The organism is Leifsonia araucanica (genome assembly GCF_051161895.1).
Lineage (GTDB): Bacteria > Actinomycetota > Actinomycetes > Actinomycetales > Microbacteriaceae > Leifsonia.
The window spans coordinates 2,302,378-2,327,211 of sequence record NZ_JBMBTW010000002.1; the positions used below are offsets into that span (position 1 = coordinate 2,302,378).

Genomic DNA, 24,834 nt, shown 5'->3' on the forward strand with positions numbered 1-24,834 from the left:
CCATGCCCGGAACGCTCGGACCGGATGCTCCTACGGTTCAGACCGGAGCCTCCCACAGCTCGATCGGCAGCCCCTCCGGATCGTGGATGCGAGCGAACCGCCCGTACTCCGTCTCCCATTCGTCGCGGCGCTCGACCGGGATGCCCGCCTGCGTCAGGCGCTCGGCCAGCGCATCCAGGTCTGTGACCCGGAGGTTGAGCATGAACGCCTGGTCGGCGGGGAAATAGTCGGTGTCGGCGGGGAACGGCGCGAAGACCGTCATGCCCGCCTCCTGGTTCCAGACGGCGTTGCTCCCCGCGTCGATGCCGAGGTTCTCCGCGTACCAGGCGGCCCTGCCGTCGGGGTCTGCGCTGCGGAAGAAGAGTCCGCCGATTCCTGTCACCGCCATGAGCTGCCTCCCCTGGTTGCCGGATGTGGTGTCATTCTGCCCTGCCTGGCCCGCCTGGCGCGATGCCGAGCGCGGCGGTCACTCGGCGAGGTTGTCGCTGATCGCGTCGAGCGCGAGCGACTTCGCTGTGGTGGCCGCGTCGCCGAGGCGCTGGGTGACCGCCGCCACGAGCCCCTCGATGAGGATGGCCTGCGGCAGACGGGACGCGAGGGTGATCTCGTCGCGGAAGGTGAGGTCGGGCATCGTCACCACGAGGCCGATGTCCGCCGCCTGCGCGATGGGGCTGCGCACGAACGCCGTCACCGCGATCACCGTGGCACCCCCCGCCGTCGCCGCGCCGACCGTGCGGAGAGTGGAGGCGTTCGAGCCGCTTCCGCTGACGGCCAGCAGCACGTCGTCCTGCGACAGCAGCCGCGCGGTGATCTGCTGCCCGATCACGTCGAGCGGGGCCTCCGCGGCGCGGCCGACGCTTGTGAGGCGGGCGGCCGCATCCAGTGCCAGCGGTGCCGACAGACCGTTGCCGACCGCGACGACGCGGCGGGCGGCGACCAGCGCATCCACTGCCCGCTCCACCGCGTCGGCGTCGAGGAGCGCGACCATGTCGTCGACGCGCCCCGCGATGTGGGTGAAGGTCTGCGTGACGATCCCCGCCGCCCCCACCGGCGAGGCGGTCGCTGCGGGGGTCGGCCGGTAGCCCGCGTCTCTGGCGAGCAGCACGCGCAGCTGCTGGTAGCCGGTGAAGCCGAGGCTCTGGCAGGTGCGCACCACGGTGGCCCTGGATGCTCCTGCCAGCTCGGCGACCTGCTGCGAGCTGAGCTCGACGATCTCGGCCGAACGTTCGAGCAGCACGGCGGCGACGGCCTGCTCCGTCGGCAGCAGGGAGGGAAGCACGGACCGGATGGTCGCGATGACCTCGCCGGGGCGGTGGTCGTTCATCGGGGCTCCTTCGGTCCTGCCGCCGCTGCGATGCGTTCGACCTCTGCGGCGTCGAGATCGAAGATCTCGGTCCCGTCGTCTGCGCTCGGGGCCGCGACGAAGACGGCGGTCGGCTCCCCGTCGATCGGCAGGTCGACCACGGCGAAGCCGGAGCCGACGGTCGCGCGCTCGGTTCCCGCCGCCGCGATCGGATCGGACGAGTTGGCCGTGCCGGGCGCGACGACCACGGGGATGCCGGAGGCGACCGTGCTCAGAGCGTGGTGGTAGTGGCCCGCGAGCACCAGGCGCACGTCGCCGGAGGCACACGCGTCGAGCACGTCGGCGGGGTTCTGCAGTTCGAGCGCCGCCAGCAGCGCGCTCGCGGCGGGCACGGGCGGGTGGTGCAGCACCACGACGGTGCCGTGCGCGGACGGAGAGGCGACGATGCCGCGCAGCCGGTCGAGGGCCGCCGCATCCACCGCCCCGTAGCCGGCGCCGGGCACGGAGGTGTCCACCGTGACCACGCGGAATCCGGCGACGTCGATCACCGTCTCCCGCGCGCCGAGGACGCTCTCGAAGGCGTCGCGGAGGTCGTGGTTGCCCATCGCGTAGACGATCACGGCGCCGTGCTCCGCTGCCCAGGGCGCGATCCGGCCGGCCAGCAGCCGGTACGACTCCGGGCTGCCGTCGTCGGACAGATCGCCGGAGACGGCCACGACGTCGACGGCGCCGAGCGTCGCCGCCCTGCCGAGGACGCGATCGAGCGCGGCGAGCGTGTCGACCATCCCGTAGTGCAGGCTGCCGTCGCCGAAAAGGTGCGTGTCTGACAGGTGCAGGATGCGCAGGCCGCGCTCAGCCGGGAAGCTCACGAAGTCACCCTATTCCGTCGCCTTCAGCTCGATGCTCTCCGCCCGTGCCCTGCGCGCGGAACGGCGGCGAACGGCCGTGACCACCGGCAGCTCCCAGTGCCCGGAGATGATCCGGTGGCGCACCAGGCCGGAGAGCTGGTCGATGATCATGGTGACGACGATGACCACAATCATCAGCATCCCGACCACGTCCCACACCCGGAACTGGATGTTGTCGACGAGCATCTTGCCGATGCCGCCCGCGCCGATCAGGCCCAGGATGGCGGACGCGCGCACGTTGATCTCGAACCGGTAGAGCCAGAACGCCAGCACGTCGGGTTTCGCGTTCGGCCAGACGCCCCAGCGCATGATCTGCACCCGGGACCCGCCGGACGCCGTCGCCGCCTCGATGGCTCCCCTGTCGACGGACTCGAAGCTCTCGTAGCCCCACTTGCCGAGCGTTCCGATCGAGCCGATGGCGATGGCCAGCGCGCCGGTGTACGCGGTGAGCCCGGTAACGGACAGCATCAGCACGGCGATCACCACCTCCGGCACGGCACGCAGCACGGCGAACACCGCGCGCAACGGCCAGCGCACCACGGCGGGGGTCAGCCCGCGCGTGGCGAGGAGGCTCAGCGGGAAGGAGACGATCACGCCGATCACGGTGCCGAACCAGGCCATCGCGACGGACAGCATGGTCGCGGACAGCGCATCCGGGAGCTTGTCCCACGCCGGTGGCAGGAACATCAGGCCGAGGTAGTGGGCGAGCTTCTGCGGCAGCTGCCAGAGCGCATCCCAGGAGATGTCGACGCCCCAGAACGCGGCCACCACTACGAGCGTGACGACCGCCCACACCACGGCACGGGCCACCCGCAGCGGCTTGCGGGGCCGCTGCCCACGCTGCCCGTCGCCCGGGATGCCCGCGGCCGACCGTGCGATGTCGGCGACAGTGGATGCGCTCATCGGATCAGCCTCCGCCGCGTGTACGAGCTGAGCAGTTCGAGCAGCACGACGAGGACGAGGATCTCGAAGATGATCATGCTGAGGTAGTGGTACTGGTAGAAGGTGCGCACCTTGTCGATGAGCATCCCGAGGCCGCCGGCACCGACCAGGCCGATGACGGTCGAGGCACGGATGTTCAGTTCGAGAACGTAGATCGCCTGCGACAGATAGGTGGGCGCGACCTCCGGCACCATCGCAGCGCGGTTGGCCTTGAACCAGGTGCCTCCCGCGGCGAGCGCGGCCTCCTGGCCTCCGCGGTCGAGGCCGTCGAGGGCTTCGGAGACGAGCTTGACGATGATGCCGACGTTGAACAGCACGAGGGCGAGGATGCCGGACAGCGCCCCCGTGCCGACGACGGTGACGAACAGCGAGGCGTAGAGCAGGTCGGGCACGCTGCGGACGATGTTCATCACAAACCGCACGATGCCGAGGACGACGCTGTTCGGGTTGGTGGCGCGCGAGGCGAGGAACGACAGCGGGAGGGCGATGACCACGCTCACGGCGGTGGAGATGACGGCCATCTGCACGGTCTGGAGCAGCCACGGCAGCGTCTCGGGGAAGAAGGTGTAGTCGGGCTGGAACAGCTGCACGAGGGTGTTGGATGCGTTCTGCGCGTTGGCGAACAGGGCGCCCACATCCACCTGGACCGCGACGGCGGACCAGACCGTGATCGCGGCGAGGATCGCCAGCGTGACCACGACCTTCCACGCCGACCGCGGCTTGACAGGGCGCGCGCCCGCTGCCGCGCTGGTCACGGCAGCACCGCCGGGGCGTCGAGCACGTCCTCCGCGGTGAGCGAGCGGCCGTAGATCGACTCGAACACCGACTCGTCCGCCCCTGCGCCCGGTCCGTCGTAGACGACCTCGCCGTTGCGCAGACCGATCAGCCGCGTGCCGTACCGACGGGCGAGGTCGAGGAAGTGCAGGTTGACGACCACGGTGATGCCGAGCTCGGCGTTGATGCGCTGTAGGTCGCGCATCACGACGTGGGAGGTGGGAGGGTCGAGGGACGCGACCGGCTCGTCGGCCAGGATGACCTTCGGCCGCTGAGCGAGCGTGCGGGCGATGGCCACGCGCTGCTGCTGGCCGCCGGACAGCTCGGAGGCACTGGAGTACGCCTTGGAGACGATCTCGACACGTTCGAGCGCCTGCATCGCGAGCTCGACGTCGTCGGCCGACCAGGCCGCGAGCAGCGTGCGCCAGGCGGAGGTGTGGTGCAGACGACCCATCAGCACGTTGTTCAGCACCGTGGTGCGCTTGGCCAGGTTGAAGCTCTGGAACACCATCCCGACCTCGCTGCGCAGCGTGCGCAGGCGCTTGCCGCGCAGGCCGGAGAGCCGGTAGTCGCCGACCGTGATCTCCCCCGAGGTGATCGGGACGAGGCCGTTGATGGTCCGGATGAGGGTCGACTTGCCTGCGCCGGACAGTCCGACGACGGCCACCATCTCGCCGGGCTCGATGGTGAGGTCCACATCCCGCAACCCGGAGAATCCGTTGGGGTACGTGACGCCTACCCGGTCGAACCGGATGCGCGCTCCTGCCGTCTCCGTCATCTCTGTCCCTTTCGTCAAGCGGTGATGCGGGGTGGCGATGGCGTCTCCGCCCCACCACCCCGCTCAGGTCAGTGCGATCAGCCGAGGCCGATCGACGCTGCTGCGTCCTGCGTCTTCTTGAGGCTCTTCGGGTCCGCGTCGACCAGACCGGTGATCTGGTAGATCGCGGTGAGCGCCTTCACGCCCTCCGGAGTGCCCGCGTAGTCCTTCATCGCGTCGGCGATCTTGGTCTGCCAGGTCTTGCTGAGCTTGCTGCTGATCGAGGCGCCGTCGTTCGGGATCTCGTCGGTCAGCGCGAAGACCACGACCTTCTCTCCCACATCCGGGGTGTCCTTCTGCACGACGGAGCGGGCGTCCCAGTAGCTGGTGCCGACCTCGGCGTCGCCGTTGTAGACGGCGAGCACGCTGGCGTCGTTGGCCGTGACCTGGACGGTCTTGATGTCTTTGTCGACGTCGAGCCCGGCCTTCTTCATGGCCGCGACGGGGAAGATGTAGCCGGCCGGGGATGCCGCCTGCAGCAGCGAGACCGTCGCACCCTTGATCTTCGTGATGCTGTCGAGCCCGGCAGGACCGGTGCCCTTCTCCGTGCCGTTGCAGTAGAGCATCCCGTTCGCGCCCGTGACCGGGGTGTCTGCGCAGTACTTCTTGGGGTCGTTGGTGAAGAACTGCGCGGCGTACGAGCTCTTGCCGTTGCGCTGGGTCTGCAGGGCCGGGACAGCGCCGTACTTGTCGCAGGCCTGGCTCATCTGCAGGCTGGGGAGCATCCCGATCTGCGCCTGGTTGCTGCCGATCGCCTCGACGGCCGCCTGGTAGTCCTGCGTGATAACGCCCTTGACCGGGATGCCGAGGCGCGAGGTGAGGGCCTCCTCCAGCGGCTTGACGGTCTCGACGAGCTTGGCGGCGTCGCCGGACGGGACGAGCGCGAGGGTGAGCGAGGTGGGCGCCTTGGCCGCGTCGTCCGAGGTGCCCGTGCACGCGGCAGGAGCGGCCCCGCCGGATGCGGTGGCGCCGGATGCGGTCTGCTGCTGCACACCGCATCCACTCAGCGCGAGCGCGGTGAGGATGGCGAGGCCAGAGGCGCTCGCGACGGCGATCTTCCGGATTTTCATGACGTTCCCATTCTGTGCGGAGGTAAGGACTGCGAGTGGTGGGTGGTGCGATCTGTGGATGGACGAGCGGGGTGTGGAGAAGTCGTGCGGTCAGGCGGTGGTGGCGGCGGGCTCGTGCGCGGCCGCGAACCCTGCCGGGTCCTCCGCCCAGCGGTGGATGCCGTCGTACAGTCCGGGGAAGTCGGCCGCCACGAGGTGGGCCGGGCCGGCGCGGTGGCCGAACCGGTCGATGAGGGCGGTGACGCATCCCGCTGCCAGGGGCTGCTCGAGGTCGTTTCCCCAGATGTCGCCCACCGACAGCAGCTGCGACGGCTCCCTGCCGTCGAGGAGCTGCGGCAGGATCGTGGTCCAGCCGGCGGGTTTGTCCGCGTCGGTGACGATCCGGTCGATGCTCCCGGCCAGCCCGATGGCCGCGAGCGTCTCCCGAACCCCGTCGAGCGGCGCGTTCGTCACGAGCACGCGCTCGACGCTCTCCCCCAGGCTGCCGAGGAATCCGGCGAGCCCGTCCGGCGCGGACACCGCGACGGTTCCCCCGGCGAGCGCCCGCCGGCTGGTCTGGTACGCGCTCTGCAGCAGGTCGTCGTCTGCGTGCTCTGCCGCGAGCGCTGCGACGGCCGCGTAGCCGTCGATGTATGCGGGCGAGCCAGGCTCGCCGTCGAGGAACGCGCCGAGCCTGGCGCGAAGCGAGGCGTCGAGGTCGACGGCGGCAGCGGATCCCGCGTCGAGGATGCCCGCGATGACGGCTTCCGCGTACTCCCACACCGGCGCATCGCCGACGCACACCGTCCCGTCGAAATCGAGGACGAGGATCGGTCTGCTGGGGGTCTGGCGGTCGTTCACGAGTGCAGCCTATGCGCTGATGAACACTCTGTTCACGTTTTTTTGTCTGATGAAACAAGTGTTCACATCAAGTTAACCTCGCACGATACGCTCATCCTCATGGCCAAAGCGCACGACTTCTTCATCCTCGGCGACCACGAGAGCGGCAAGCACCTGGTCGCATCCGCACTCCAGAGCGAAGGGTTCACCGTCACGACGACGCCGACCGGCGGCCTGCTCGCCAAGCGCGGCAGCACAACGGCGACGGTGCTCCTCGGCGGTCTCGCCGGGAACAACTTCCAGATCACCTTCACCGTCGACTTCATGGTCGACGAACAGGGCAGGCTGGTCGCCCGCCTGAACCGCAACATGTCCGGCGGAGCCCTCAAGGGCGGCGCGATCGGCGCGTCGAAGACCGACACGGCGTTCCAGCGCACGGCCAACACCATCGGCGCTGCGCTGCACGGCGCTGGGACGCTGGCGGACAGCATCTCGCAGGTCTGAGGCAGTACCCCTCCGACTGCTGCGACCATCGGGAACCGTTTCGCCGGTGCGGACATTACCGTTGTGCATCCTGATCCGGATGTTCCGTTGCAGCAGTCACTTTCGGGGGTTCATCGTGAAGACACACACATCCACATCCAGGCAGGCGCTCGCGGCGTCTACTGTCGTTCTCGCCGTCCTCGGCGCACTCTCGGGATGCGCGGGGTCTCGCCCGGCTGCCTCCCACGAGGCGAGCGCGTCGGCCATCGACGCCAGCACCAGCACCAGCACGACGCCGGCGCCCACCCCCACACCCGCCACCCCCTCACCGGACGACCCCATCGACGCCCTCACCGCGTGGCACGCGTGCGCCGTGCTCGGCCTGGAGAACTACGTGGCGCAGAACCCGGGGGCGGCGCTGCATCCGTACGATGCCTCCGTCCCGCCGACCAAGAATCCGGACGGCAGCTTCCAGGCGATCGCGTCCTTCTCCCTGCCGCAGCCCGTCGAGGGTGCGAAGAGCATCGTCTACATCTGCACCATCGGAGGGACCCTCGGAAACCCCACCCTCCTGAACGTGACGACCAAAGACGTTTAGGCTGGCCGGTCGCGTGACGGGAACCGTTTCGCCGATGCGGACATTATCTGAGTGTGACGACCGATGACACCGAGGAGCTGGGGGTGATCCCGACGACTCGACGCGACGATCCGGAGGCGTTCGGGGAGTTGTTCGACCTCCACCGCGATCGCGTGTTCCGCCACGCCCTCCGGCTGACGCGCTCGGTGCACGACGCCGAGGACGTGACGGGCATGGTGTTCCTCGAAGCCTGGCGCCGTCGCGACGCGATGCGGGAGGTGGACGGGTCGGTGATCGGCTGGCTGCTGGTCACCGCGAACAACGTGAGCAGGAACTTCGCCAGGTCGAGCCGCCGCTACGCGCACGTGCTCAGCATCCTTCCTGCGCAGGGGACCACCCCCGATCACAGCGAAGCGGTGGATGACCGGCTCGACTCCGACGAGCAGCGGAACGCCCTCCGCGTCGCGCTCGCTCAGCTGCCGAAGCGCGACCTGGATGTGCTGTCGCTGTGCGTGATCGAAGAGCTCAGCACCGCCGAGGCCGCCGCCGTGCTCGGCGTGGCGCTCGGCACCGTGAAGTCCCGGCTGTCCAGGGCGAAAGCACGACTCGGCGGGTTGCTCGCCGAAACGGCCCAGCTGACCCAGACGGAAGGAGGCACCCGATGAACGACGACCGGCCACTCGACGACCAGCACTTCGACGACCAGCACCCCGACGACCCGCGGTTCGACGACCGTCGCAGCGCCGCCTGGCGCAATGCCATCGTGGAGTCCGCCCGCGCCGACCTGGCCAGGGGCGGACACGGCAGAAAACACGTGTGGACCGTCGTCGGCCTGGTGATCGCCGCGCTGGTCGTGTCCGGCAGCGGTGTCGCGTACGCGCTCAGCACCACGATCCTGAGCGACCGCTCCGCCCCGGCGACGTCCAGCGCGACCGCGACACCGACCCCGGAGGAGAGAGATACGCCGACCGTCATCCCCGCACCCGTCACCCCGACCGTGTCGCCGGACGACCCCATCGACGCGCTCGGTGCGTGGCAAGCGTGCGCCGACGTCGGCGTCGAGCACCTCAAGGGGGATGGCCCTGACCCCGTGCTCACCCCGTACGACCCTGCCGACCCGCCGACCAGGAACGACGATGGGACGTACCGGGCCGTCGTCGCGTTCACCCCCGCCGTGCCGACCCCGGGCGTCGGCAGCATCGTCACCATCTGTACCGTCGGCGGAACCAGGGGCGACCCCGTCATTCTGGACTGGACGACCAAGGACATCTGACCGCGTTCGCCAACGAGGGGTATACAGGGAGGCATGAGTTCCACACCACCGGATGCGATCGTCATCGGTTCCGGACCCAACGGCCTCGCCGCCGCCGTGACGCTCGCCCGCGCCGGCCTCGCGGTGCGCGTGTACGAGCGCAACGCGACGGCGGGCGGCGGCACGCGGACCGAGGAGGTGACGCTTCCCGGATTCCGGCACGACATCTGCTCCGCCGTGCATCCATTGGCTTTCGCGTCCGGGTTCTTCCAGCGGTTCGGGATCGAGGAGCGGGTGCCGTTCATCGTGCCGACCGCGTCGTACGCGCATCCCCTGGACGGCGGGAGAGCTGCCGTCGCATACCGGGACTTCGAGCGAACGGTGGATGCGCTCGGCGTCGACGGGCCCGCGTGGCGCCGGATGCTCGGGCCGCTCGTGCGGAACGCGGACGCCGTCGCGCAGTTCACCGGCTCCCAGCTGTTCCAGGTGCCCCGCCACCCACTCGTGGCCGCCAGGCTTGGCGCGACGATGCTGGCGCAGGGCGGGCCGTGGTGGGATGCGTTCTTCCGCACAGAGGCGCCGGGTGCGCTGCTCACCGGGGTGTTCGCGCACTCCACCCTCCCGTTGCCGAGTCTCGCGGGTGCGGCCGCCGGGCTGACGCTCGCGACGTACGCGCACGCCCGCGGCTGGCCTATCCCGGTGGAAGGGAGCCAGTCGATCGCGGATGCGATGGTCGCCGACATCGTCGCGCACGGCGGGGAGGTGGTCACCGGCACGGAGGTCTCCAGCCTGGCCGAGCTGCCCGATGCCCGCGTGGTGCTGTTCGACACCGGCGCGGAGGCTGCCGCCCGCCTGGGCGAGGACCGGCTGCCCCCGTCGTATCTGCGCCGCATCGCCGCGTTCCGTACCGGCAACGGCGTCTCGAAGGTCGACTTCGCGCTGTCCGGGCCGGTTCCGTGGGCGAACGCGGAGCTCACCGAGTCCGCCACCGTGCACCTCGGCGGCACGCGCGCCGCCGTCGCCCGCTCGGAGCGCGAGGTCGCCGCCGGGCGGCACAGCGACGACCCGTACGTGCTGGTCTCGCAGCCGTCGCTGTTCGACAGCACCCGCGCGCCGGCCGGGAAGCACGTCCTGTGGGCATACACCCACGTGCCGGCCGGGTCGTCCGTCGACCAGACCGAGGCGATTACGCGCCAGATCGAACGGTTCGCGCCCGGCTTCCGGGATCTGATCCTCGGCAGCGCGCACAAGACCGCCGCGGAGATGGCCGCGTACAACCCCAACTACGTCGGCGGGGACATCTCGGCGGGAGCGCCCAGCCTGCGGCAGCTGATCGCCCGGCCGGTGGCCTCGCCCGACCCGTGGCGGATGCCCGGCCGCGGGCTCTACCTCGCCTCCGCCGCCGCGGCCCCCGGGCCCGGCGTGCACGGGCTGGTCGGGTACTACGCCGCCCGCAGCGCGCTGCGACACGAGTTCGGGATGCGCACCATGCCGTCGCTCGCGCCCGACGACCTGAACCGGGATGCGCTGCACGGGTCGACGAGTCCTCGCCTCGACCCGACCGGCCCGATCGACCCCGCCGAAGCGTCGCTCCGGCCCGACGGACTCCCGGAGCAGTGACATGTCTGTGACCGTGCGCGCACTCGACTGCACCCCCGAGCAGGTCTTCGCCGTGCTCGAAGACCCGTGGGTCTATCCGACCTGGGTGGTCGGGGCGTCCAGGCTGCGCGCCGCCGACCCGACGTACCCGCGCCAGGGCGCACGCCTGCACCACTCGATCGGCGTCTGGCCGCTCGTGCTCGACGACGAGACGGTGGTGGACACCTGGGATGCGCCGCGGCGCATGGTGCTGGAGGCCAAGACCCGGCCGTTCGGCAGGGAGCGCGTGATCATCGACGTGAAGCCGCGCGGCACGGGCTGCGTCGTACGCATGGAGGAGTATCCGATCGGCGGCCCCGCCCGGCTCATCCCGCGCCCGATCGCCGACCTCATCCTGCACATCCGGAACGTCGAGACGCTCCGCCGCCTCGAATACGTCGCCAAGGGCCGCGCCGCCGGATAGGCGACTCAGCGGACGAAGAGCGGGCGGAGGGCGTCGAGGAGGGCGGTGCGCCAGACGGTGAAGTCGTGGGCGCCGGGGTACGTGCGGGCGTGGACGGTGATGGCGGGGGTCGCGCGGGCACGGCGCGCGATGGCGGCGGTCTGAGGGCCGATGGCGAGCGCATCCGGAGCACCGGGATGCGGCTGCTCGGCGTCGCCGGCCGCGAGCACGAGGTCGAGGGGCGGGCCCTGGAAGGCGTCGAGCATGGCGTGCGGTCCGAGGGTGCGGTAGCGGTCCGCGTCGTAGAGCGTGTCTCCGACCCCGAACGCGCCGTGCTCGCGCGCCGACGACCCGGCCGGCGGCTCCGGATCGTACGCGGCGGGGCTGAGCGCGACCGCGCGCCCGAACAGCTCCGGATGCGCGAGGCCGAACCGCAGGGCGCCGAATCCGCCCATCGAGTACCCGGCCACCACCCGGGATGCGCGCCCCGCCACGGCGATCCCGTCCGGCAGCTGCGCCTCGGCGTGCGCGACCAGGTCGCGGGTGAACGCGGTCTCGACGGGTCTGCCGTCTCGGTGGGCGGAGTCGACGTAGTATCCGGCGCGGTCGCTCCACGGCGCATCCGGGAGCACCGCGATCAGAGGGAGGGCGAGCAGGTCGTCGATGACGGGAGCCCACGACTCCGCGCTGTCGCCGCGGCCGTGCAGCAGGTAGACGATCGGCACCGGGCCGCCCGCGCGCTCCGGCGTCAGCAGCGTGTACACCAGCGGCCCGATCGCGGGGCTGACGAACGAGCGCTGTTCCAGCATCCGGGTGCCTCTGTCGCCGCGGCTCTGCCTCAGCGGCCGGGCTGCGCGGCGAGGATGCCGCGGGCGCGGCCGAGCATGGCCGGATCGACCATCTCGCCGGAGTCCAGCGTCGCCACCCCTCCGCCGTCGACCGCGGCGAGCACCGCGCGCGCCCAGGCCAGATCGGCCTCGCTCGGCGCGAACACCGCGGCGATCACGGCCAGCTGGCTGGGGTGCACGGCCGTGCGGCCGAACCAGCCGAGCCGCGCCCCGCGCTCGGTGTCGGCGCGGAGGCCGTCGAGATCCCGGATGTCCGGGTATGCGGACAGCATCGGCGCCGGCAGCCCGGCCGCGCGGGCGGCGAACAGCAGGCGCGTCCGCGCGTAGTCGATCACGGTGGCGTCCCTGCTGCCGACGTCGCTCGCGAGGTCCGACTCCCCGAGGGCGAGCGACACGACCCGGGGATGCGCGGCGATGGCCCCGGCGTTCTCGACGCCGAGCGCGGACTCCACCAGGGCGGCGACGGGCAGGTCTCCCGCGACGGCGACCACCCTGTCGATGTCCGCGGCGCTCTCCACCTTCGGCACCCGCAGCTCGACGGCGACGCCGAGGTCGCGCAGCGCGGCGAGCTCGTGGTCTGCTCCAGCGTTCACCCGCACCTGGACGAGCGGTCCACCGGATGCGCGCCCGCGCAGCCACGCCGTGACAGCATCCAGCGCCGCCGGCTTCGCCTCCGGCGCGACCGCGTCTTCCAGGTCGAGGATGACGAGGTCGGCTCCCGTCGCGACCGCCTTGTCGAAGCGGTCCGGCCGGTCGCCCGGCACGTACAGGCCGGTGACGATGCGTCGCTCGTCCGTCGTCATCGCACGACCCCCTTCTCCCGCAGGGCGTCCAGCTGTTCCCTGGTCACGCCGACCTCCGCGAGCACGTCGTCGGTGTCCCGGCCGTGCTGCCTCCCCGCCCAGCGGATCGCGCCCGGCGTCCCGGAGAGCCGGAACAGCACGTTCTGCATCTTCACCGGCCCGAGTTCGTCGTCGTCGACCGTCTGCACGGTGCCGATCGCCTGGTATTGCGGGTCGGAGAGGATGCCGCGCACGTCGTAGACCTGCGCGATGGCGGCCTGCGCCTCCTCGAACTCGCGGACGACCTCCTCGGTGGGGCGGGCCGCGATCCAGGCGGCGACCGCCGCATCCAGTTCGTCGGCGTGCTCCGCCCGGCTGTGCCCGGTCGCGAACCACGGTTCGTCGATCACGTCCGGCCGCCCGACCAGCCGCATCACGCGCTCTGCGATGGACTGCGAGCTGGTGGACACCGCCACCCAGTCGCCGTCCGCCGTGCGGTAGACGTTGCGGGGCGCGTTGTTGACCGAGCGGTTGCCGGTGCGCGGCTGCACGGTGCCGAGCTGGTCGTACGCGGTGATCTGCCCGCCGAGCAGCATCAGGATCGGCTCGATGATGGCGAGGTCGATCACCTGCCCGTGCCCGTCGCGCTCCGCAGCGCGCAGCGCGACCATCACGGCGTACGCGGTGGACAGCGCGGCGATGCCGTCTGCCAGCCCGAACGGCGGGAGCGTCGGAGGGCCGTCCGGCTCGCCGGTGAGCGCCGCGAAGCCGCTCATCGCCTCCGCCAGGCTTCCGAACCCCGGCCGCCTGGAGTACGGGCCGAACTGGCCGAACGCGGTGACCCGCGCGATCACGAGCCGCGGGTTGGCCGCGTGCAGCGCATCCGGGCCGATGCCCCAGCGTTCGAGGGTGCCCGGCCGGAAGTTCTCGATCAGCACGTCGGCCTCCGCGGCGAGCGCGAGCAGCAGCTTCGCGCCCTCCGGCGATCCGAGGTCGATCGTGACCGTGCGCTTGTTGCGCCCGAGCGTCTTCCACCAGAGGTTCACGCCGTCCTTCGCCGGGCCGTGCCCGCGGGCGGCATCCGGCCGGGTCGGATGCTCGACCTTGATCACGTCGGCGCCGTAGTCACCGAGGAAGGTCGCGGCGAGCGGCCCGGCGAACAGGGTCGACACATCCAGGACGCGGAGGCCGTCGAGGGCGGACGCGGTCATCGGTCGCCCTCCAGGTCCCCCGCTACGTCCCACGCCAGCCGGAAGCCGATGCTACTGGAGCGCTCGACGCCGAGACCGGGAAGCAGGAACTTGAGGCTGAACGTCGCGTCGCGTCGTCCGCCGTCGGTGTACCAGTCCGAGCCGGTCGTGACGTGGTCGCTGCCGCCCTTCAGCATCACGAACCGGGTGATGCCGTCGGTGTGCTCGCTCTCCGTCCAGTTCCACACGGCCGGCTCGGCCCTGCCGAATCCGGGCTGCTCGGCCGCGAGCTGCCACTCGAACTCGTCGGGGAGCCTGGCGCCCGCCCAGGCCGCATAGGCGCGGGCGTCCGTCAGCGAGACGCCGGTCACCGGTGCAGCGCCGGAGGCGGAGCCCACCAGGAACCGGTCGGCGACCAGCGGCCGGTACCCGGTCTCCTCCACGAACGCCGCGAACTCGGCCGCCGTCACCTCGCGGGCCGCGACGGCGACGCGTCCCCGGATCGTGACGGTCAGCGTCTCGCTCCGGTCGTCGTGCAGCCGGGGAGGCAGCGGCTTCCACTCCTCCACGTACGGTGCCCCCTGGTAGAAGCCCGTCTCGCGGCGGCGGAAGGTCACGGTCAGCTCGCGCGTCCCCGGCTCGATGACCACCGCATCCACCGGGATGCGCATCGCAGGCGCGAGCGCGGGAACTGTGCGCACCGCCTCGCGCGCCGGGAACCGCGCGGCGTCTGCTTCGTTGTCCGCGGCGGTGTCCGCGGCAGCAGCCAGCAGCAGCGACTCCGGATGCGCGCCCCCGGCAGCGACCTCGATCACCCCGGTCACACCCCGCGCGGGCACCCGCACCGTCGTCACGTCGGCCATGCCCGCGGTCACGTCGTGCCTGCGCGCACCCGCTGCCGCGGGCTCTGCGAGGGGATCGCCCGTCCAGTCGGTGTCCCCGCGGTTCACGACCGTCCAGAGCGTCACGCCGTCCGCGGCGAACCGGGACACGTAGATCCCGGCAGCGAGCGCGTCCTCCGTCGCGCCGAGCAGCGGGGACCACTCGCCGTCCACCAGGACGTCGCCGTACGCCCGCTGCACCCGGAGCATCCTGCGCAGAGTGGCCTTGTCGCGCTCGCTCCAGCCGACCCACACGCCGAAGACCGCATCCCACACCAGCAGACCGGTGCCGTTCATCCACGCAGACTGCAGCTCGTCGCTGTGGTCGCGGTTCCAGCGGCGGGTCGAGTGCATCATGTGCCTGCGCTCGAACCAGTGCGCCCGCATCACGCCGGGCGCCGCCGAGTCGGAGAACCACTGCGCCCAGCTCAGCTGGTGGTCCTGGATGCGCTGGTTCGGCACCCGGGATTCGCCCTCCAGCACCTGCGGCGGCGTCGCCTGCAGCAGGGCGTCGATGAGGCGGGCGTCTCCCTCTTTCATCGTGTCGAGGAAGACGCCGTCGACACCGAGCTCTCCGACGATCGCGGCCAGCTCCTCCGGGTCGGCGTGCTGGGCGCGGCGCGTGCCGGTGTCCCAGGGGTTGTAGTCGATGAACACGCGGACGCCGCGGTCGTGGAAGGCCGCCACCACCGCATCCAGGCCGGGAACGTCCCGGTAGAAGTCGAACTGGTTGCGGTCGTCGATGCCGATGACCGGGTACGCGTGCCAGAGCACGACGCCGTCGAAGCCACCGTGGTCTGCTGTCGCCGCGAGGAAGGCGTCGACCGTGAACTGCTGGCGTTCGTGGTCGAACAGCCGTTCGTCCCAGAGCCAGATCTGCGCGACGCTGTACGCGCGGCGGGCCCAGCCGGTCTCCGCCCGCTCGTACACGGCGCCGTCGTAATCGAGTCGGGAGCGGGCCTCGTCGCGCCAGGCGGCCAGATCGGAGCGCCAGGCCGGCCAGTCCGCCGGATCGTCCGGGGCCGCGAAGATTTTGGCGATGTCGCCCACCGCCGGGTCGATGGCGCCGCCGCGCGGCAGCACGGTCGGCCGGTCGATCGCGCGCGGCACCAGCGGATCGAAATCGTTGGTGTTCTCCTCGTCCGGGTCGAACGCGGCGACGGGAGCGGGAGCCTGGTCAGCTGGCCGAGTGGAAATCGTGAATCTCCTCGAGAGTGGGGATGGACGGAACGGCGCCTGCGCGCTGCACCGAGAGAGCGGCTGCGACCGTCGCGAACTCGGCGGCGCGCACCAGCGTGCCGAGGTCGGGGCGGGCGCCGGCTGTCCTTCCGGGTCGCTCGGCGGGGCCGCGGCGGCGGTCGAGCTCGGCGACGAGGGCGCCGCAGAAGGTGTCGCCCGCTCCTGTCGTGTCGACGGCCTGGACGCGGAGCCCCGCGACGTGTGCAGGCGGCTCGTCCGGCACGCGCACGACGGCGCCCTGGGCGCCGAGCGTGACGATGACGGCGAGGCCGAGCCTGCTGAGCACCCCGGCGAGGTCTTCGCCGCTGGCGTCGTGCACGGGCTCGCCGGACAGTTCGGCGGCGAGGTGCGCCGCCTCGTGCTCGTTCACCACGAGCACGTCCACGTCACCAAGCAGAGCGGTGGGCAGCGACCGGATGGGCGCGGCGTTGAGCACCACGGTCGTCCCGGCGGCGTGCGCAACGGCTGCGGCCTCGGCCACGGTGGCGAGCGGCGTCTCGAGCTGCAGCAGGAGCACGTCGGCCGCCGCGACGAGGTCGCGCTCCGCCTGGTCGAGGCCGTCGAGCATCCCGTTGGCTCCTGAGTCGACGACGATCGCGTTCTCCGCTCCGTCGTCGACGGTGATGATGGCGGTGCCGGTCGGGGCGCCCACCCGGCGAGCGCGCAGGTCGACCCCCGCGTCGGCGAGGCTCGCGATAAGCCGCTCGGCCGCAGCATCCCTGCCGAGTGCGACGACGAACGCCGACGGAGCACCCGCCCTGGCCGCGGCGATCACCTGGTTGTTGCCCTTGCCGCCCGGAGCGGAGTCCGACCCGAGCGCGAGCACCGTCTCGCCGGGCGACGGGATGCGCTCGACGCGGTAGACGAGATCCAGGTTGGCGCTGCCGACGACCACGACGCTCATCGCGTGCGCTCCGTGCGCTCCGGGTGCTCCCCGCCCTCCGCCAGGCGCAGCGTGCGCGCGGCGAGGTCGCTGAACCGCACCCCGGAGAACCCGGGAACGCTGGTGGCGAGGGTGTCGTGCAGCGGGTCGATCCAGCGCGCGGGGAGCGCGCGGGCGCCGGTGACGGCTCCGGCGATGGATCCGGCGGTCGCGCCGACGGAGTCCGTGTCCCAGCCGCCGCTGACCGCCAGCGTGATCGTCCGCTCGAAATCGCCTGCGCCGCGGGTGAGCGCGAACGCCAGCACGGCGGAGTTGCCGAGCACGTGCACCCAGTGCAGGTGCCCGAACTCGGCGTGCAGCGCATCCACGGCCGCCTCGTCGTCGAGGTCGCTCTCGCCGAGTTCGACGCCGCGACGGATGGCGGCGGCGTACCTGCTGCCGGTGGGCACGACCGACAGCCCGGCCCGGATCGCCGAGGTGACTCTGGTTTCGACGACGCCGTCTGCGACGACCGCCGCCGAGCAGGCCGCCGCGGCGAACATCGCGCCGTAGACGCCGTTTCGCGCGTGGCTCAGGCGGGCGTCCGTCCAGGCGAGACGTGCAGCGGCGACCGGGTCGCCGGGGTGCGCCCAGCCGTACACGTCGGTGCGGATCTGCGCGCCGATCCAGTCCCGGAACGGGTTGCGCGCCGACGCGGCCCGCTCCGGCTCGTAGCCGTCGAGCAGGTTGCGGTAGACCACCCGCTCCGCGGTGAACACCCGGCCGCCCGGCAGGCTGTCCAGCCAGGCCTGGGCGACATCGTCGGTCGTGAAGTCGTCGCCGGCCCGCTCGAGCAGGCCGAGCGCGATCAGCGGGAAGTTCAGGTCGTCGTCCTCCGGCATCCCGTCGATGTTCTCGACGAGGCTGGTCGGGCGGCTGCGCCTGTTCCACGGGTATCGCGCTGCGACCTCGGGGTCGAGCCCGACCTCGGTGAAGTACGACCGCAGCGGCCAGTTGCCTGTCGACCGCGCGATGGCCCTGATGCCCTCCAGCGAGATCTTCTCCACCGGCTTCCCCAGCAGGCATCCGGATGCACGGCCCAGCCAGGCGCCCAGGATGCGGTCGCCGAGGTCGCCCGAGGCGTCGGAGTCCGAGGGATCGCCGGGCCGGTCGGAGACACCGCCGCCGGCCTCGCCCGCCGCGCCGACCGGCGACGCCGCCAGGATCGCGTCGAGCGCATCCGGTTCCGCCGCGAGCAGCGCAGCCGGATCGTCGCGCTCGTCGATCTCCGCCAGCAGCTCCCTGGCCAGCGCCACCAGTGCAGGGGGCGCAGGCTCCGCCGTCGCGCCGCTGACCGCCGCCGTCGGCGCGCCGCCTGCCGCCTCCCACCGCTCCCGAAGATCGGCCACCGGCCGCCCGTCGAGCTCGGCGGCGACCAGCGCGTGCGGCAGCAGGTCCTCCGGCTGCGTCCAGCTGAGCCTGAGCACTACGCCACCTCGAGGTCGGCGGCGAAGGCGTCGCGCACGGACTCCACCGCGCGGGCACGGGCGGCGTCCGCCGCCCACACCTCCCGCGCGACGGACGCGATGACCGGTCCCGTCGCCGTGATGTCCATCCTGCTCCCGTCGCTCACGCCGTCGATCCACTCGGAGGGCACCACGTCCACCCCGCCGAGAGCACCGGCGATCGAGCCGGCCATCACGGCGATCGAGTCGGAGTCCCTGCCGTAGTTGATCGAGCCGAGCACCGCCTCCCGGTAGTCGCCCTGCGCAGCCACGAGCATCCCGAGCGCCACCGGCAGCTCCTCGATCGACTTCGTCCTGCTCGGGATGCGCGCATCCTTCGCGGGCTGCCGGTACTGCGGGCCGACCGTGTCGAACGGCTCGACCGCGGCGCGGAGCACGCCGAGACCGGAGCGCCAGTCCGTCACCGTCGCCGCCGCCTCGACGACGGCCTCGATCGCGTCCCTGGTGCCGTCCTTCGCCAGCCGGAGCGCCGTCTCGACGACGCTGCCGACCGACGCGCCTGGACGCATCGCCTCCGCGACGGCCGCGGCGTAGACGCCCGCCGCCTCGCGACCGTAGCTGGACTGGTGCGCCCCCGCCACGTCGATGGCCTCCGCGTACGCCGCGTCCGGGGCCCCGGCGTTGACGATGCCGATGGGGGCGACGTACATGGTCGCCCCACAGTTGACGATGTTGCCGACCCCGGCCTCGCGCGGGTCGATGTGGCCGTAGTGCAGCCTCGTCACCAGCCACTTCTCCGCGAGGAAGATGCGGTGCAGCAGCAGTCCTTCCGACTCGAACTCCGGGATCCAGCGCTTCTCGCCGATCAGCAGCGGCACCAGGTGGTCGGCGATCGCGTACGCATCCAGGTGGGCGCGCACGGTGTCGTAGACGTCGACGAGCGCCGTGGTCATCAGGGTGTCGTCCGTGACGTGCCCGTCGCCCTTGTGGTACGGCGCGATCGGCCTGGCGTTGCGCCAGTCCTCCAGGAACGGCGGGACGATGCCGGTGATGAAGCCGTCGTAGCGCTCCTGGATGGCCTCCGGCGTGTTGCCCTCAGCCGCTCCTCCGAGCGCGTCGCCGACAGCCGCTCCCGCGAGTGCCCCCGTCGCCTTCATCACCAGCGCGTCCATCGATCCTTCTCCTTGTTTCCGTTGTTCTCTGTCGCCGTGGTCAGCAGGTCAGCAGGTCGGCCAGGTCAGCCGACGGCCGACCAGCCGTCCGTCAGCTGCTTCTTGAGCTCGTCCAGCGAGATCGAGTTGGCGAAGTACTTCTGCAGGGCGGGAGTCGCGTACTGGTCCTTCCACTGCGGGTAGTTCGTCGCGCCCTGGAACGGAGCGGCCTTCAGCGCCTCGCCCGACTTCAGGATGGCCTCCCAGCCGTTCTTGCCGGAGGTGTCCTTCGCGACCTGGTCGCGCGCGGCGGCCGATGCCGGGATCAGCCAGTCGCCCTCTGCGAGTTTCGCCTGGTTGGCCGCATCCATGAAGTAGTTGATGAACTTCGCGGACTGCTCGATGTGCTTGCTCTGCGCGGAGACGGACATCGTCTGCGGGTTGGCCGCCTGCGCAGTGCCGTCCGAGCCGGCCAGCGGCGGGAGGACGGCCCAGTTGAAGCCGGCGGGCGCAGACTCGGTGATCTGCTGGGCGACGTAGTTGCCGCCGACGTACATCGCGTATTTGCCACCGAAGAAGCCGGGAAGCACATCCGTGCCGCTCTGCGTCAGCGAGGTCGGGTCGAGCGACTTGTCGGTGTACGCCATCTCGTTGATGCGCTTCGGCACCTGCAGCTCGTCGTCGCCGACCTTGATCGTGGACTTGCCGTCCTTGTTGGTGAAGAAGGTACCGTCGAAGCCGAGCGCCAGGTTCATGACGGTGGCGGTCGGCTGCTTCAGACCCCATCCCGTGCCGAAGTTGCCGCCGGAGGTGAGCTTCTTCGACAGGTCCTGGAAGTCGTCCCAGCTGAGCGTCTTGCCGCTCGGGACCTCGGCGCCCGCCGCCTTGATCGCGTCGGTGTTGGCGAAGACCACGTACGACTGCAGCAGCGTCGGCGCCGCCACGATCTTTCCGTCCCCGGTGGTGACCGAGCTCCAGACGTCCTTGGAGACCTGCTTCTTGACGTCGGCGTCGAGGTATTTGCTGAGGTCGGCGAGGTAGCCCTGGTTGGCGAAGCCCATGATGTCCGCCGACTCGTCGTGGATGATGTCCGGGGCCGTTCCGCCCTGGAACTGCGTGACCAGCTGGTCGTGAACGTTGTCCCAGCTGCCCTGGCGGAGCTTCACCTGGATGTCCGGGTTCTTCTTGTTCCAGGAGTCCACGATCTCCTTGGTCGCGGCGACCGTGGTGTCCTGGTAAGCCAGCGACTGGAAGGTCAGGGTGACCTTGCCGCCGCTGGAGGCGTCGGAGCTGCCAGACGTGGAGCATCCGGACAGTGCGAGCGACGCGGCCACGATGCCGGCAACCGCAACGCCCAGGCGGGCGAAGGTTGTTGTGCGCATTGCACACCTCTTTCTGTTGATTCGACTCTCGATGTGGTGGGGGTGGTGCGGGTGTTCTAGCCCTTGACGGCTCCGCTGAGGAGACCGGACGTGAGGCGTTTCTGGATGAGCATGAAGAAGACCAGGCTCGGGATGGTCGCGAGCAGCGAGGCGGCGGCGAGCTGCCCGAGCTGCACCTGGCCTTCTGCACCGACGAAACGGGCCAGCGCCAGCGGCAGGGTCTGCAGGTTGGGGTCCTGGATGAGCACCAGGGCGAAGAAGAACTCGTTCCACGCCGAGATGAACGTGAACAGGCTGGTGGCGACGAGCCCGGGCGCGAGGAGCGGGAGCACGATGGAGCGCAGCGTGCGGAACCGGGTGGCTCCGTCCATCGCTCCGGCCTCTTCGAGCTCGACCGGGATGCCGGCCACGTAGCCCTGCAGCATCCAGAGCGCGAACGGCAGCGACCACACCGTGTAGACGAGGATCAGCCCGAACAGGCTGTTGATGAGGCCGATGTTCTTCAGCACCAGGAACAGCGGAATGATGATCAGGATGAACGGGAAGACCTGGCTGAGCAGGATCCAGCCGGTCGCGAGCCCGCGCAGCTTGGTGCGGAACCGGGCGAGCGCGTATGCGGCAGGCAGCGAGATGAGCGTCACAAGCACCGTGGTGCAGACGGCGACGATCAGGCTGTTGCCCGCGGCCGTGAACAGGTTCGCCTTCTCGATCGCTTGGGCGAAGTTGTCCCAGTTGAGCGTGGACGGGAAGAACCCGGGGTTCGGCGACTGCAGCTCGCGCGGGGTCTTGAACGCGGCCGTCAGCAGGAACAGCAGGGGGAACCCGAGGAAGACGATGTACGCGAACAGCGCGAGGTACTGCAGCGGGCGGCCGATCATCCTGCCGCGGCGCAGCGAACCGCTCTGAGACGACTCCGGCTTACGGCCGCCCTGGCGCTGGCGCTGGACCTGGTGCTGGCCCTCCGCCGCTGTGTTCTGGATGCTGGTGTTCGTGGCGCTCATGAGTTCCGGCTCCTCATCTGGCCGCGCAGGTAGGCGAACAGGAAGATCGCGATCACCACGACCATCACGTTGCCCATCGCGGCGGCGTACCCGAAGTTGCCGTACCGGAACGCCTCGTTGTATGCGAACAGCATCGGGAGCATCGTCGTGCCTCCCGGCCCGCCCGCCGTCAGCACGTAGACGAGGGCGAACGAGTTGAAGTTCCAGATCAGGTCGAGCGTGGTGATCGCGACGATGATCGGGCGAAGCGCAGGCAGGGTGACGTGCCAGAACCTGCTCCACGTGCCCGCGCCGTCGATGGCGGCGGCTTCGAGCAGCTCGGTCTGCACGCTCTGCAACCCGGCCAGCAGGGTGATGGTGGTCTGCGGCATCCCGGCCCAGACGCCCACGATGATCACCACGGGCAGGGCGATGGATGCGTTGCCCAGCCAGTTGATGTCGCTCGGCAGCCCGACGGCCTTCAACATCTGGTTGATCGGCCCGTAGCTCGGGTTCAGCATCAGGCGCCACATGATCGCGATGATCACCGGGGGCATGGCCCACGGCACGAGGGCGAGCGTGCGGGCCAGCCAGCGCAGCCGGAGATTGAGGTTGAGCAGCAGGGCGAGGCCGAGCGAGGCGAGGAACTGCAGGATCGTGACGCTGAACGCCCAGACCAGCCCGATGCCGAACGAGTTCCAGAACAGCTGGTTGGAGCCGAGCTTGACGTAGTTGTCGACGCCGTTGAAGTTGACGGGCAGGTTCAGTCCGGCGCGCGCATCGGTGAAGCCGAGGAAGATGCCCTGCACCAGCGGGTAGACGCTGAACAGCACGACGGGGATGAGCGCGGGAAGGACGAGCAGCCAGGCGTCGCGGCCGCTTCCGCCCGCGGGTCCGCCGCGGTTGCGGCGGCGGCGCTTCGGGGTCTTGGCTGCGTCGCCGGGAGCGAGGATCACGGGGGCGGAGGTGGTCATGCCTGCACCTCCTCGGTGGTGGCTGCGTCGGGGGCGGGGGCGACGGCGGCGTTGGCGACGGGGGCGTCGGTGTTCTTGCCTCCGACGACGGACGACTCGCGCACCGAGAGCGTCGGCTCGATCACCACCTGCTTGACCGCAGCATCCGGGTTGGCGAGGCGACGCAGCAGCAGCTTCGCCGCCGCCTTCGCACGCTTGCCGGAACCGAGGTCGACGCTGGTGATGGACGGGTTGGCGAGCTCGGCGGCGTCCGTGTCGTCCATGCCGACCACGGCCACGTCCTCCGGAACGCGCGCGCCGCGGCTGGTCAGTTCTTTCAGCGTCGCGACGGCGAGGAGGTCGTTGGCGCAGACGATCGCATCGGGGGTGGACTGGCGCAGCAGCTTCGCGGCCGCCTTGCGACCGGCCTTGTACGTGAAGTCGGACGCCGCGACCTGCACGTCGGCGCTCGTGCTGAGTCCGAAGCGCTCGATCGCGGTCAGGTATCCGCTGAGACGGGCGGCGCCAGGAACGGTGTCGACGGGGCCGTTGACGAAGGCGATGCGCTTGCGTCCCTGGCCGACGAGATGCTCGACGGCCAGGCCGATGCCCGCGACGGAGTCGGCGCGCACGTTGTCGAGCTCGACGCCCGCCGGGAGCGAACCGATGATGACGATGGGGAGGCGGCTGGCGCGCAGCGCATCCACCAGGGGCTCCGTCACGCGCAGCGGGCTGAGCAGGAGCCCGTCGACGAACCCGCGGTTGAGGCTGCTGAGCAGGTCGATCTGGTCCTGCGGGTCGTTGCCGGTCGAGGAGAGCACGAGGCGGTAGCCCGCCTTGGAGACGACGCGGGAGACCTCGTGCATCATCGCCACGTAGACGGGGTTTCCGACGTCGGCCACGGCGAACGAGATCTGGTCGGTGCGGCCGACCTTGAGGGAGCGTGCTGTGGCGTCCGGGACGTAACCGAGCGCATCCGCCGCTTCGCGCACCTTCGCGGTGAGCTGGGGAGAGGCCGGCAGTCCGTTGAGCACCCGGGAGACCGAGGCGATCGAGACTCCCGCGCGCTCCGCCACGAGGACGAGCGTCGACTTCCTGCTCTCAGCCATGGTGCTCCCTGCATCATCGAAGGTGGGTTCGTAAACGTTTACAAGAACGTTTACAGAGACTATAGGCGCTCCCCGCGCGGCCTGCAAGCCGAACAATCGCCCGACCATTCGGCGCAGCGGCGGCGTACCCTGGTCGGCATGTGCCGGAACATTCACACGCTCCACAACTTCGAACCGGCCGCGACGAGCGACGAAGTCCACGCGGCCGCCCTGCAGTACGTGCGCAAGATCAGCGGAACGACCAAACCGTCGAAAGCCAACGCAGAGGCCTTCGACCGCGCCGTCGCCGAGATCGCCCACCTCACGCAGCACCTCCTCGACGACCTCGTCACCAACGCGCCGCCGAAGAACCGGGACGAGGAGGCCGCGAAGTTGAAAGAGCGGTCGGCCAGGCGGTTCGCGGCGGCCTGAGGCGTCGGCGCGCGCATCCACTCGGTGCGCTGCGCGTCCGCCGTGCGCGATGCTCGGCGCGCGCATCCACTGTCGCCGCGGGCTCGATACGATCGTGGGCATGCACACCGCGATCGCCGCAGAACCACCTCGCACGCCCGACGTGGAGGAACTGCTGCGCCTCGGCAACGAGTTCACCTTCGCGCTGTACCCGGCGGACAGCTGCTACCTGCTCGACGTGTCCGAGCTGGAGGCGCCCGGCGTGACCGTGTTCGTCGGCCGCGACGAGACGGGACGCGCGATCGGCATGGCCGCCCTCGTCGTGAAGCCCGACGGTTCCGCCGAGCTCAAGCGCATGTTCGTCCACCAGGATGCGCGGGGCCGCGGCCTCGCCTCCTCCCTCCTCGCCGCCGTGGAGGGCGCAGCGGTGACGGCCGGTGTCGAGACCCTGCAGCTCGAGACGGGTCCGCTGCAGGATGCGGCGATCGCGCTGTACGAGCGCAACGGGTACACGCGCATCCCGAACTTCGGCCCGTACGTGGGCGACCCGCACTCCGTCTGTTACGCCAAGCGGCTCGCGCAGGCCCGTGTTCTCTAGCGGCGGCGACGCCTGAG

27 protein-coding genes are annotated in these 24,834 nt (G+C 70.8%); 8 read left to right on the forward strand and 19 right to left on the reverse strand.

Going from position 1 to position 24,834, the window contains the following annotated elements:
- Window positions 1-37: 37 nt before the first annotated feature.
- The 8 genes from ACN6M5_RS11035 to ACN6M5_RS11070 form a co-directional block, all read right to left on the reverse strand.
- On the reverse strand, window positions 38-388 hold the full coding sequence (locus tag ACN6M5_RS11035) for a VOC family protein (RefSeq protein ID WP_434949760.1): 351 nt from the start codon (window positions 386-388) through the stop codon (window positions 38-40).
- Between the two features lie 78 nt (window positions 389-466).
- On the reverse strand, window positions 467-1,324 hold the full coding sequence (locus ACN6M5_RS11040; protein ID WP_434949762.1) for a MurR/RpiR family transcriptional regulator: 858 nt from the start codon (window positions 1,322-1,324) through the stop codon (window positions 467-469).
- Window positions 1,321-2,172 carry a metallophosphoesterase family protein gene (locus tag ACN6M5_RS11045; protein ID WP_434949764.1) on the reverse strand — a complete coding sequence of 284 codons (852 nt, stop codon included), beginning with the start codon at window positions 2,170-2,172 and terminating at the stop codon, window positions 1,321-1,323. The genes ACN6M5_RS11040 and ACN6M5_RS11045 overlap by 4 nt, the downstream gene beginning before the upstream one ends.
- Before the next feature lie 9 nt (window positions 2,173-2,181).
- Window positions 2,182-3,114, reverse strand: coding sequence for a phosphonate ABC transporter, permease protein PhnE (gene phnE, locus ACN6M5_RS11050; RefSeq protein WP_434949766.1), 933 nt, complete (start codon window positions 3,112-3,114; stop codon window positions 2,182-2,184).
- The gene (gene phnE, locus ACN6M5_RS11055) at window positions 3,111-3,908 is read right to left on the reverse strand and encodes a phosphonate ABC transporter, permease protein PhnE (protein WP_434949768.1); all 798 of its coding nucleotides are present in this window, start codon (window positions 3,906-3,908) and stop codon (window positions 3,111-3,113) included. The genes phnE (ACN6M5_RS11050) and phnE (ACN6M5_RS11055) overlap by 4 nt, the downstream gene beginning before the upstream one ends.
- Complete coding sequence (phnC, locus tag ACN6M5_RS11060; protein ID WP_085370548.1) at window positions 3,905-4,705, reverse strand: phosphonate ABC transporter ATP-binding protein; 801 nt, start codon at window positions 4,703-4,705, stop codon at window positions 3,905-3,907. Before phnC ends, phnE (ACN6M5_RS11055) begins: the two co-directional genes overlap by 4 nt.
- A 77-nt stretch (window positions 4,706-4,782) precedes the next feature.
- Window positions 4,783-5,814, reverse strand: coding sequence for a phosphate/phosphite/phosphonate ABC transporter substrate-binding protein (gene phnD, locus ACN6M5_RS11065; RefSeq protein WP_085370549.1), 1,032 nt, complete (start codon window positions 5,812-5,814; stop codon window positions 4,783-4,785).
- A 90-nt stretch (window positions 5,815-5,904) separates the two neighbouring features.
- Window positions 5,905-6,654 carry an HAD family hydrolase gene (locus ACN6M5_RS11070; RefSeq protein ID WP_434949773.1) on the reverse strand — a complete coding sequence of 250 codons (750 nt, stop codon included), beginning with the start codon at window positions 6,652-6,654 and terminating at the stop codon, window positions 5,905-5,907.
- 99 nt (window positions 6,655-6,753) lie between these two features.
- On the opposite strand from ACN6M5_RS11070, the gene ACN6M5_RS11075 reads away from it, so the two are divergent.
- From ACN6M5_RS11075 to ACN6M5_RS11100, 6 genes are all read left to right on the forward strand, one after another.
- Complete coding sequence (locus tag ACN6M5_RS11075) at window positions 6,754-7,137, forward strand: hypothetical protein (RefSeq protein WP_085370551.1); 384 nt, start codon at window positions 6,754-6,756, stop codon at window positions 7,135-7,137.
- 115 nt (window positions 7,138-7,252) lie between these two features.
- On the forward strand, window positions 7,253-7,714 hold the full coding sequence (locus tag ACN6M5_RS11080) for a hypothetical protein (RefSeq protein WP_434949775.1): 462 nt from the start codon (window positions 7,253-7,255) through the stop codon (window positions 7,712-7,714).
- 53 nt (window positions 7,715-7,767) lie between these two features.
- Window positions 7,768-8,358, forward strand: coding sequence for an RNA polymerase sigma factor (locus ACN6M5_RS11085; RefSeq protein ID WP_434949777.1), 591 nt, complete (start codon window positions 7,768-7,770; stop codon window positions 8,356-8,358).
- Complete coding sequence (locus ACN6M5_RS11090) at window positions 8,355-8,966, forward strand: hypothetical protein (RefSeq protein ID WP_434949779.1); 612 nt, start codon at window positions 8,355-8,357, stop codon at window positions 8,964-8,966. Before ACN6M5_RS11085 ends, ACN6M5_RS11090 begins: the two co-directional genes overlap by 4 nt.
- A gap of 33 nt (window positions 8,967-8,999) precedes the next feature.
- A complete protein-coding gene (locus ACN6M5_RS11095; RefSeq protein WP_434949780.1) occupies window positions 9,000-10,565 on the forward strand; it encodes a phytoene desaturase family protein in 1,566 nt (521 codons plus the stop codon).
- 1 nt (window position 10,566) lies between these two features.
- Entirely contained in the window at window positions 10,567-11,007 is a 441-nt protein-coding gene (locus ACN6M5_RS11100; protein WP_434949782.1) for an SRPBCC family protein, read from the forward strand.
- Between the two features lie 5 nt (window positions 11,008-11,012).
- Here ACN6M5_RS11100 and ACN6M5_RS11105 read toward each other — a convergent pair whose 3' ends face one another.
- From ACN6M5_RS11105 to ACN6M5_RS11155, 11 genes are all read right to left on the reverse strand, one after another.
- Window positions 11,013-11,795: an alpha/beta hydrolase gene (locus ACN6M5_RS11105; protein WP_434949784.1), complete on the reverse strand. Its 783-nt coding sequence runs from the start codon at window positions 11,793-11,795 to the stop codon at window positions 11,013-11,015.
- A 29-nt stretch (window positions 11,796-11,824) separates the two neighbouring features.
- Window positions 11,825-12,637, reverse strand: a complete 813-nt coding sequence (locus ACN6M5_RS11110) for an HpcH/HpaI aldolase/citrate lyase family protein (protein ID WP_434949786.1) — start codon at window positions 12,635-12,637, stop codon at window positions 11,825-11,827.
- Window positions 12,634-13,827: a CaiB/BaiF CoA transferase family protein gene (locus ACN6M5_RS11115; protein ID WP_434949788.1), complete on the reverse strand. Its 1,194-nt coding sequence runs from the start codon at window positions 13,825-13,827 to the stop codon at window positions 12,634-12,636. Before ACN6M5_RS11115 ends, ACN6M5_RS11110 begins: the two co-directional genes overlap by 4 nt.
- The gene (locus ACN6M5_RS11120; RefSeq protein WP_434949790.1) at window positions 13,824-15,797 is read right to left on the reverse strand and encodes an SUMF1/EgtB/PvdO family nonheme iron enzyme; all 1,974 of its coding nucleotides are present in this window, start codon (window positions 15,795-15,797) and stop codon (window positions 13,824-13,826) included. The genes ACN6M5_RS11115 and ACN6M5_RS11120 overlap by 4 nt, the downstream gene beginning before the upstream one ends.
- A gap of 67 nt (window positions 15,798-15,864) precedes the next feature.
- Window positions 15,865-16,830, reverse strand: a complete 966-nt coding sequence (locus ACN6M5_RS11125; protein ID WP_434949792.1) for a ribokinase — start codon at window positions 16,828-16,830, stop codon at window positions 15,865-15,867.
- Complete coding sequence (locus ACN6M5_RS11130; RefSeq protein ID WP_434949794.1) at window positions 16,827-18,275, reverse strand: ADP-ribosylglycohydrolase family protein; 1,449 nt, start codon at window positions 18,273-18,275, stop codon at window positions 16,827-16,829. The genes ACN6M5_RS11125 and ACN6M5_RS11130 overlap by 4 nt, the downstream gene beginning before the upstream one ends.
- A complete protein-coding gene (locus ACN6M5_RS11135) occupies window positions 18,275-19,426 on the reverse strand; it encodes an ADP-ribosylglycohydrolase family protein (protein ID WP_434949796.1) in 1,152 nt (383 codons plus the stop codon). The genes ACN6M5_RS11130 and ACN6M5_RS11135 overlap by 1 nt, the downstream gene beginning before the upstream one ends.
- Before the next feature lie 65 nt (window positions 19,427-19,491).
- Complete coding sequence (locus tag ACN6M5_RS11140) at window positions 19,492-20,787, reverse strand: ABC transporter substrate-binding protein (protein WP_434949798.1); 1,296 nt, start codon at window positions 20,785-20,787, stop codon at window positions 19,492-19,494.
- Between the two features lie 56 nt (window positions 20,788-20,843).
- Complete coding sequence (locus tag ACN6M5_RS11145) at window positions 20,844-21,788, reverse strand: carbohydrate ABC transporter permease (RefSeq protein ID WP_179150844.1); 945 nt, start codon at window positions 21,786-21,788, stop codon at window positions 20,844-20,846.
- Window positions 21,785-22,741, reverse strand: coding sequence for a carbohydrate ABC transporter permease (locus tag ACN6M5_RS11150; RefSeq protein WP_085370564.1), 957 nt, complete (start codon window positions 22,739-22,741; stop codon window positions 21,785-21,787). The genes ACN6M5_RS11145 and ACN6M5_RS11150 overlap by 4 nt, the downstream gene beginning before the upstream one ends.
- Window positions 22,738-23,829, reverse strand: coding sequence for a LacI family DNA-binding transcriptional regulator (locus tag ACN6M5_RS11155; protein WP_434949801.1), 1,092 nt, complete (start codon window positions 23,827-23,829; stop codon window positions 22,738-22,740). The genes ACN6M5_RS11150 and ACN6M5_RS11155 overlap by 4 nt, the downstream gene beginning before the upstream one ends.
- A 138-nt stretch (window positions 23,830-23,967) precedes the next feature.
- On the opposite strand from ACN6M5_RS11155, the gene ACN6M5_RS11160 reads away from it, so the two are divergent.
- The gene (locus ACN6M5_RS11160) at window positions 23,968-24,240 is read left to right on the forward strand and encodes a DUF2277 domain-containing protein (RefSeq protein WP_085370566.1); all 273 of its coding nucleotides are present in this window, start codon (window positions 23,968-23,970) and stop codon (window positions 24,238-24,240) included.
- Window positions 24,241-24,340: 100 nt separating this feature from the next.
- Window positions 24,341-24,817 carry a GNAT family N-acetyltransferase gene (locus tag ACN6M5_RS11165; protein ID WP_434949803.1) on the forward strand — a complete coding sequence of 159 codons (477 nt, stop codon included), beginning with the start codon at window positions 24,341-24,343 and terminating at the stop codon, window positions 24,815-24,817.
- Window positions 24,818-24,834 lie beyond the last annotated feature (17 nt).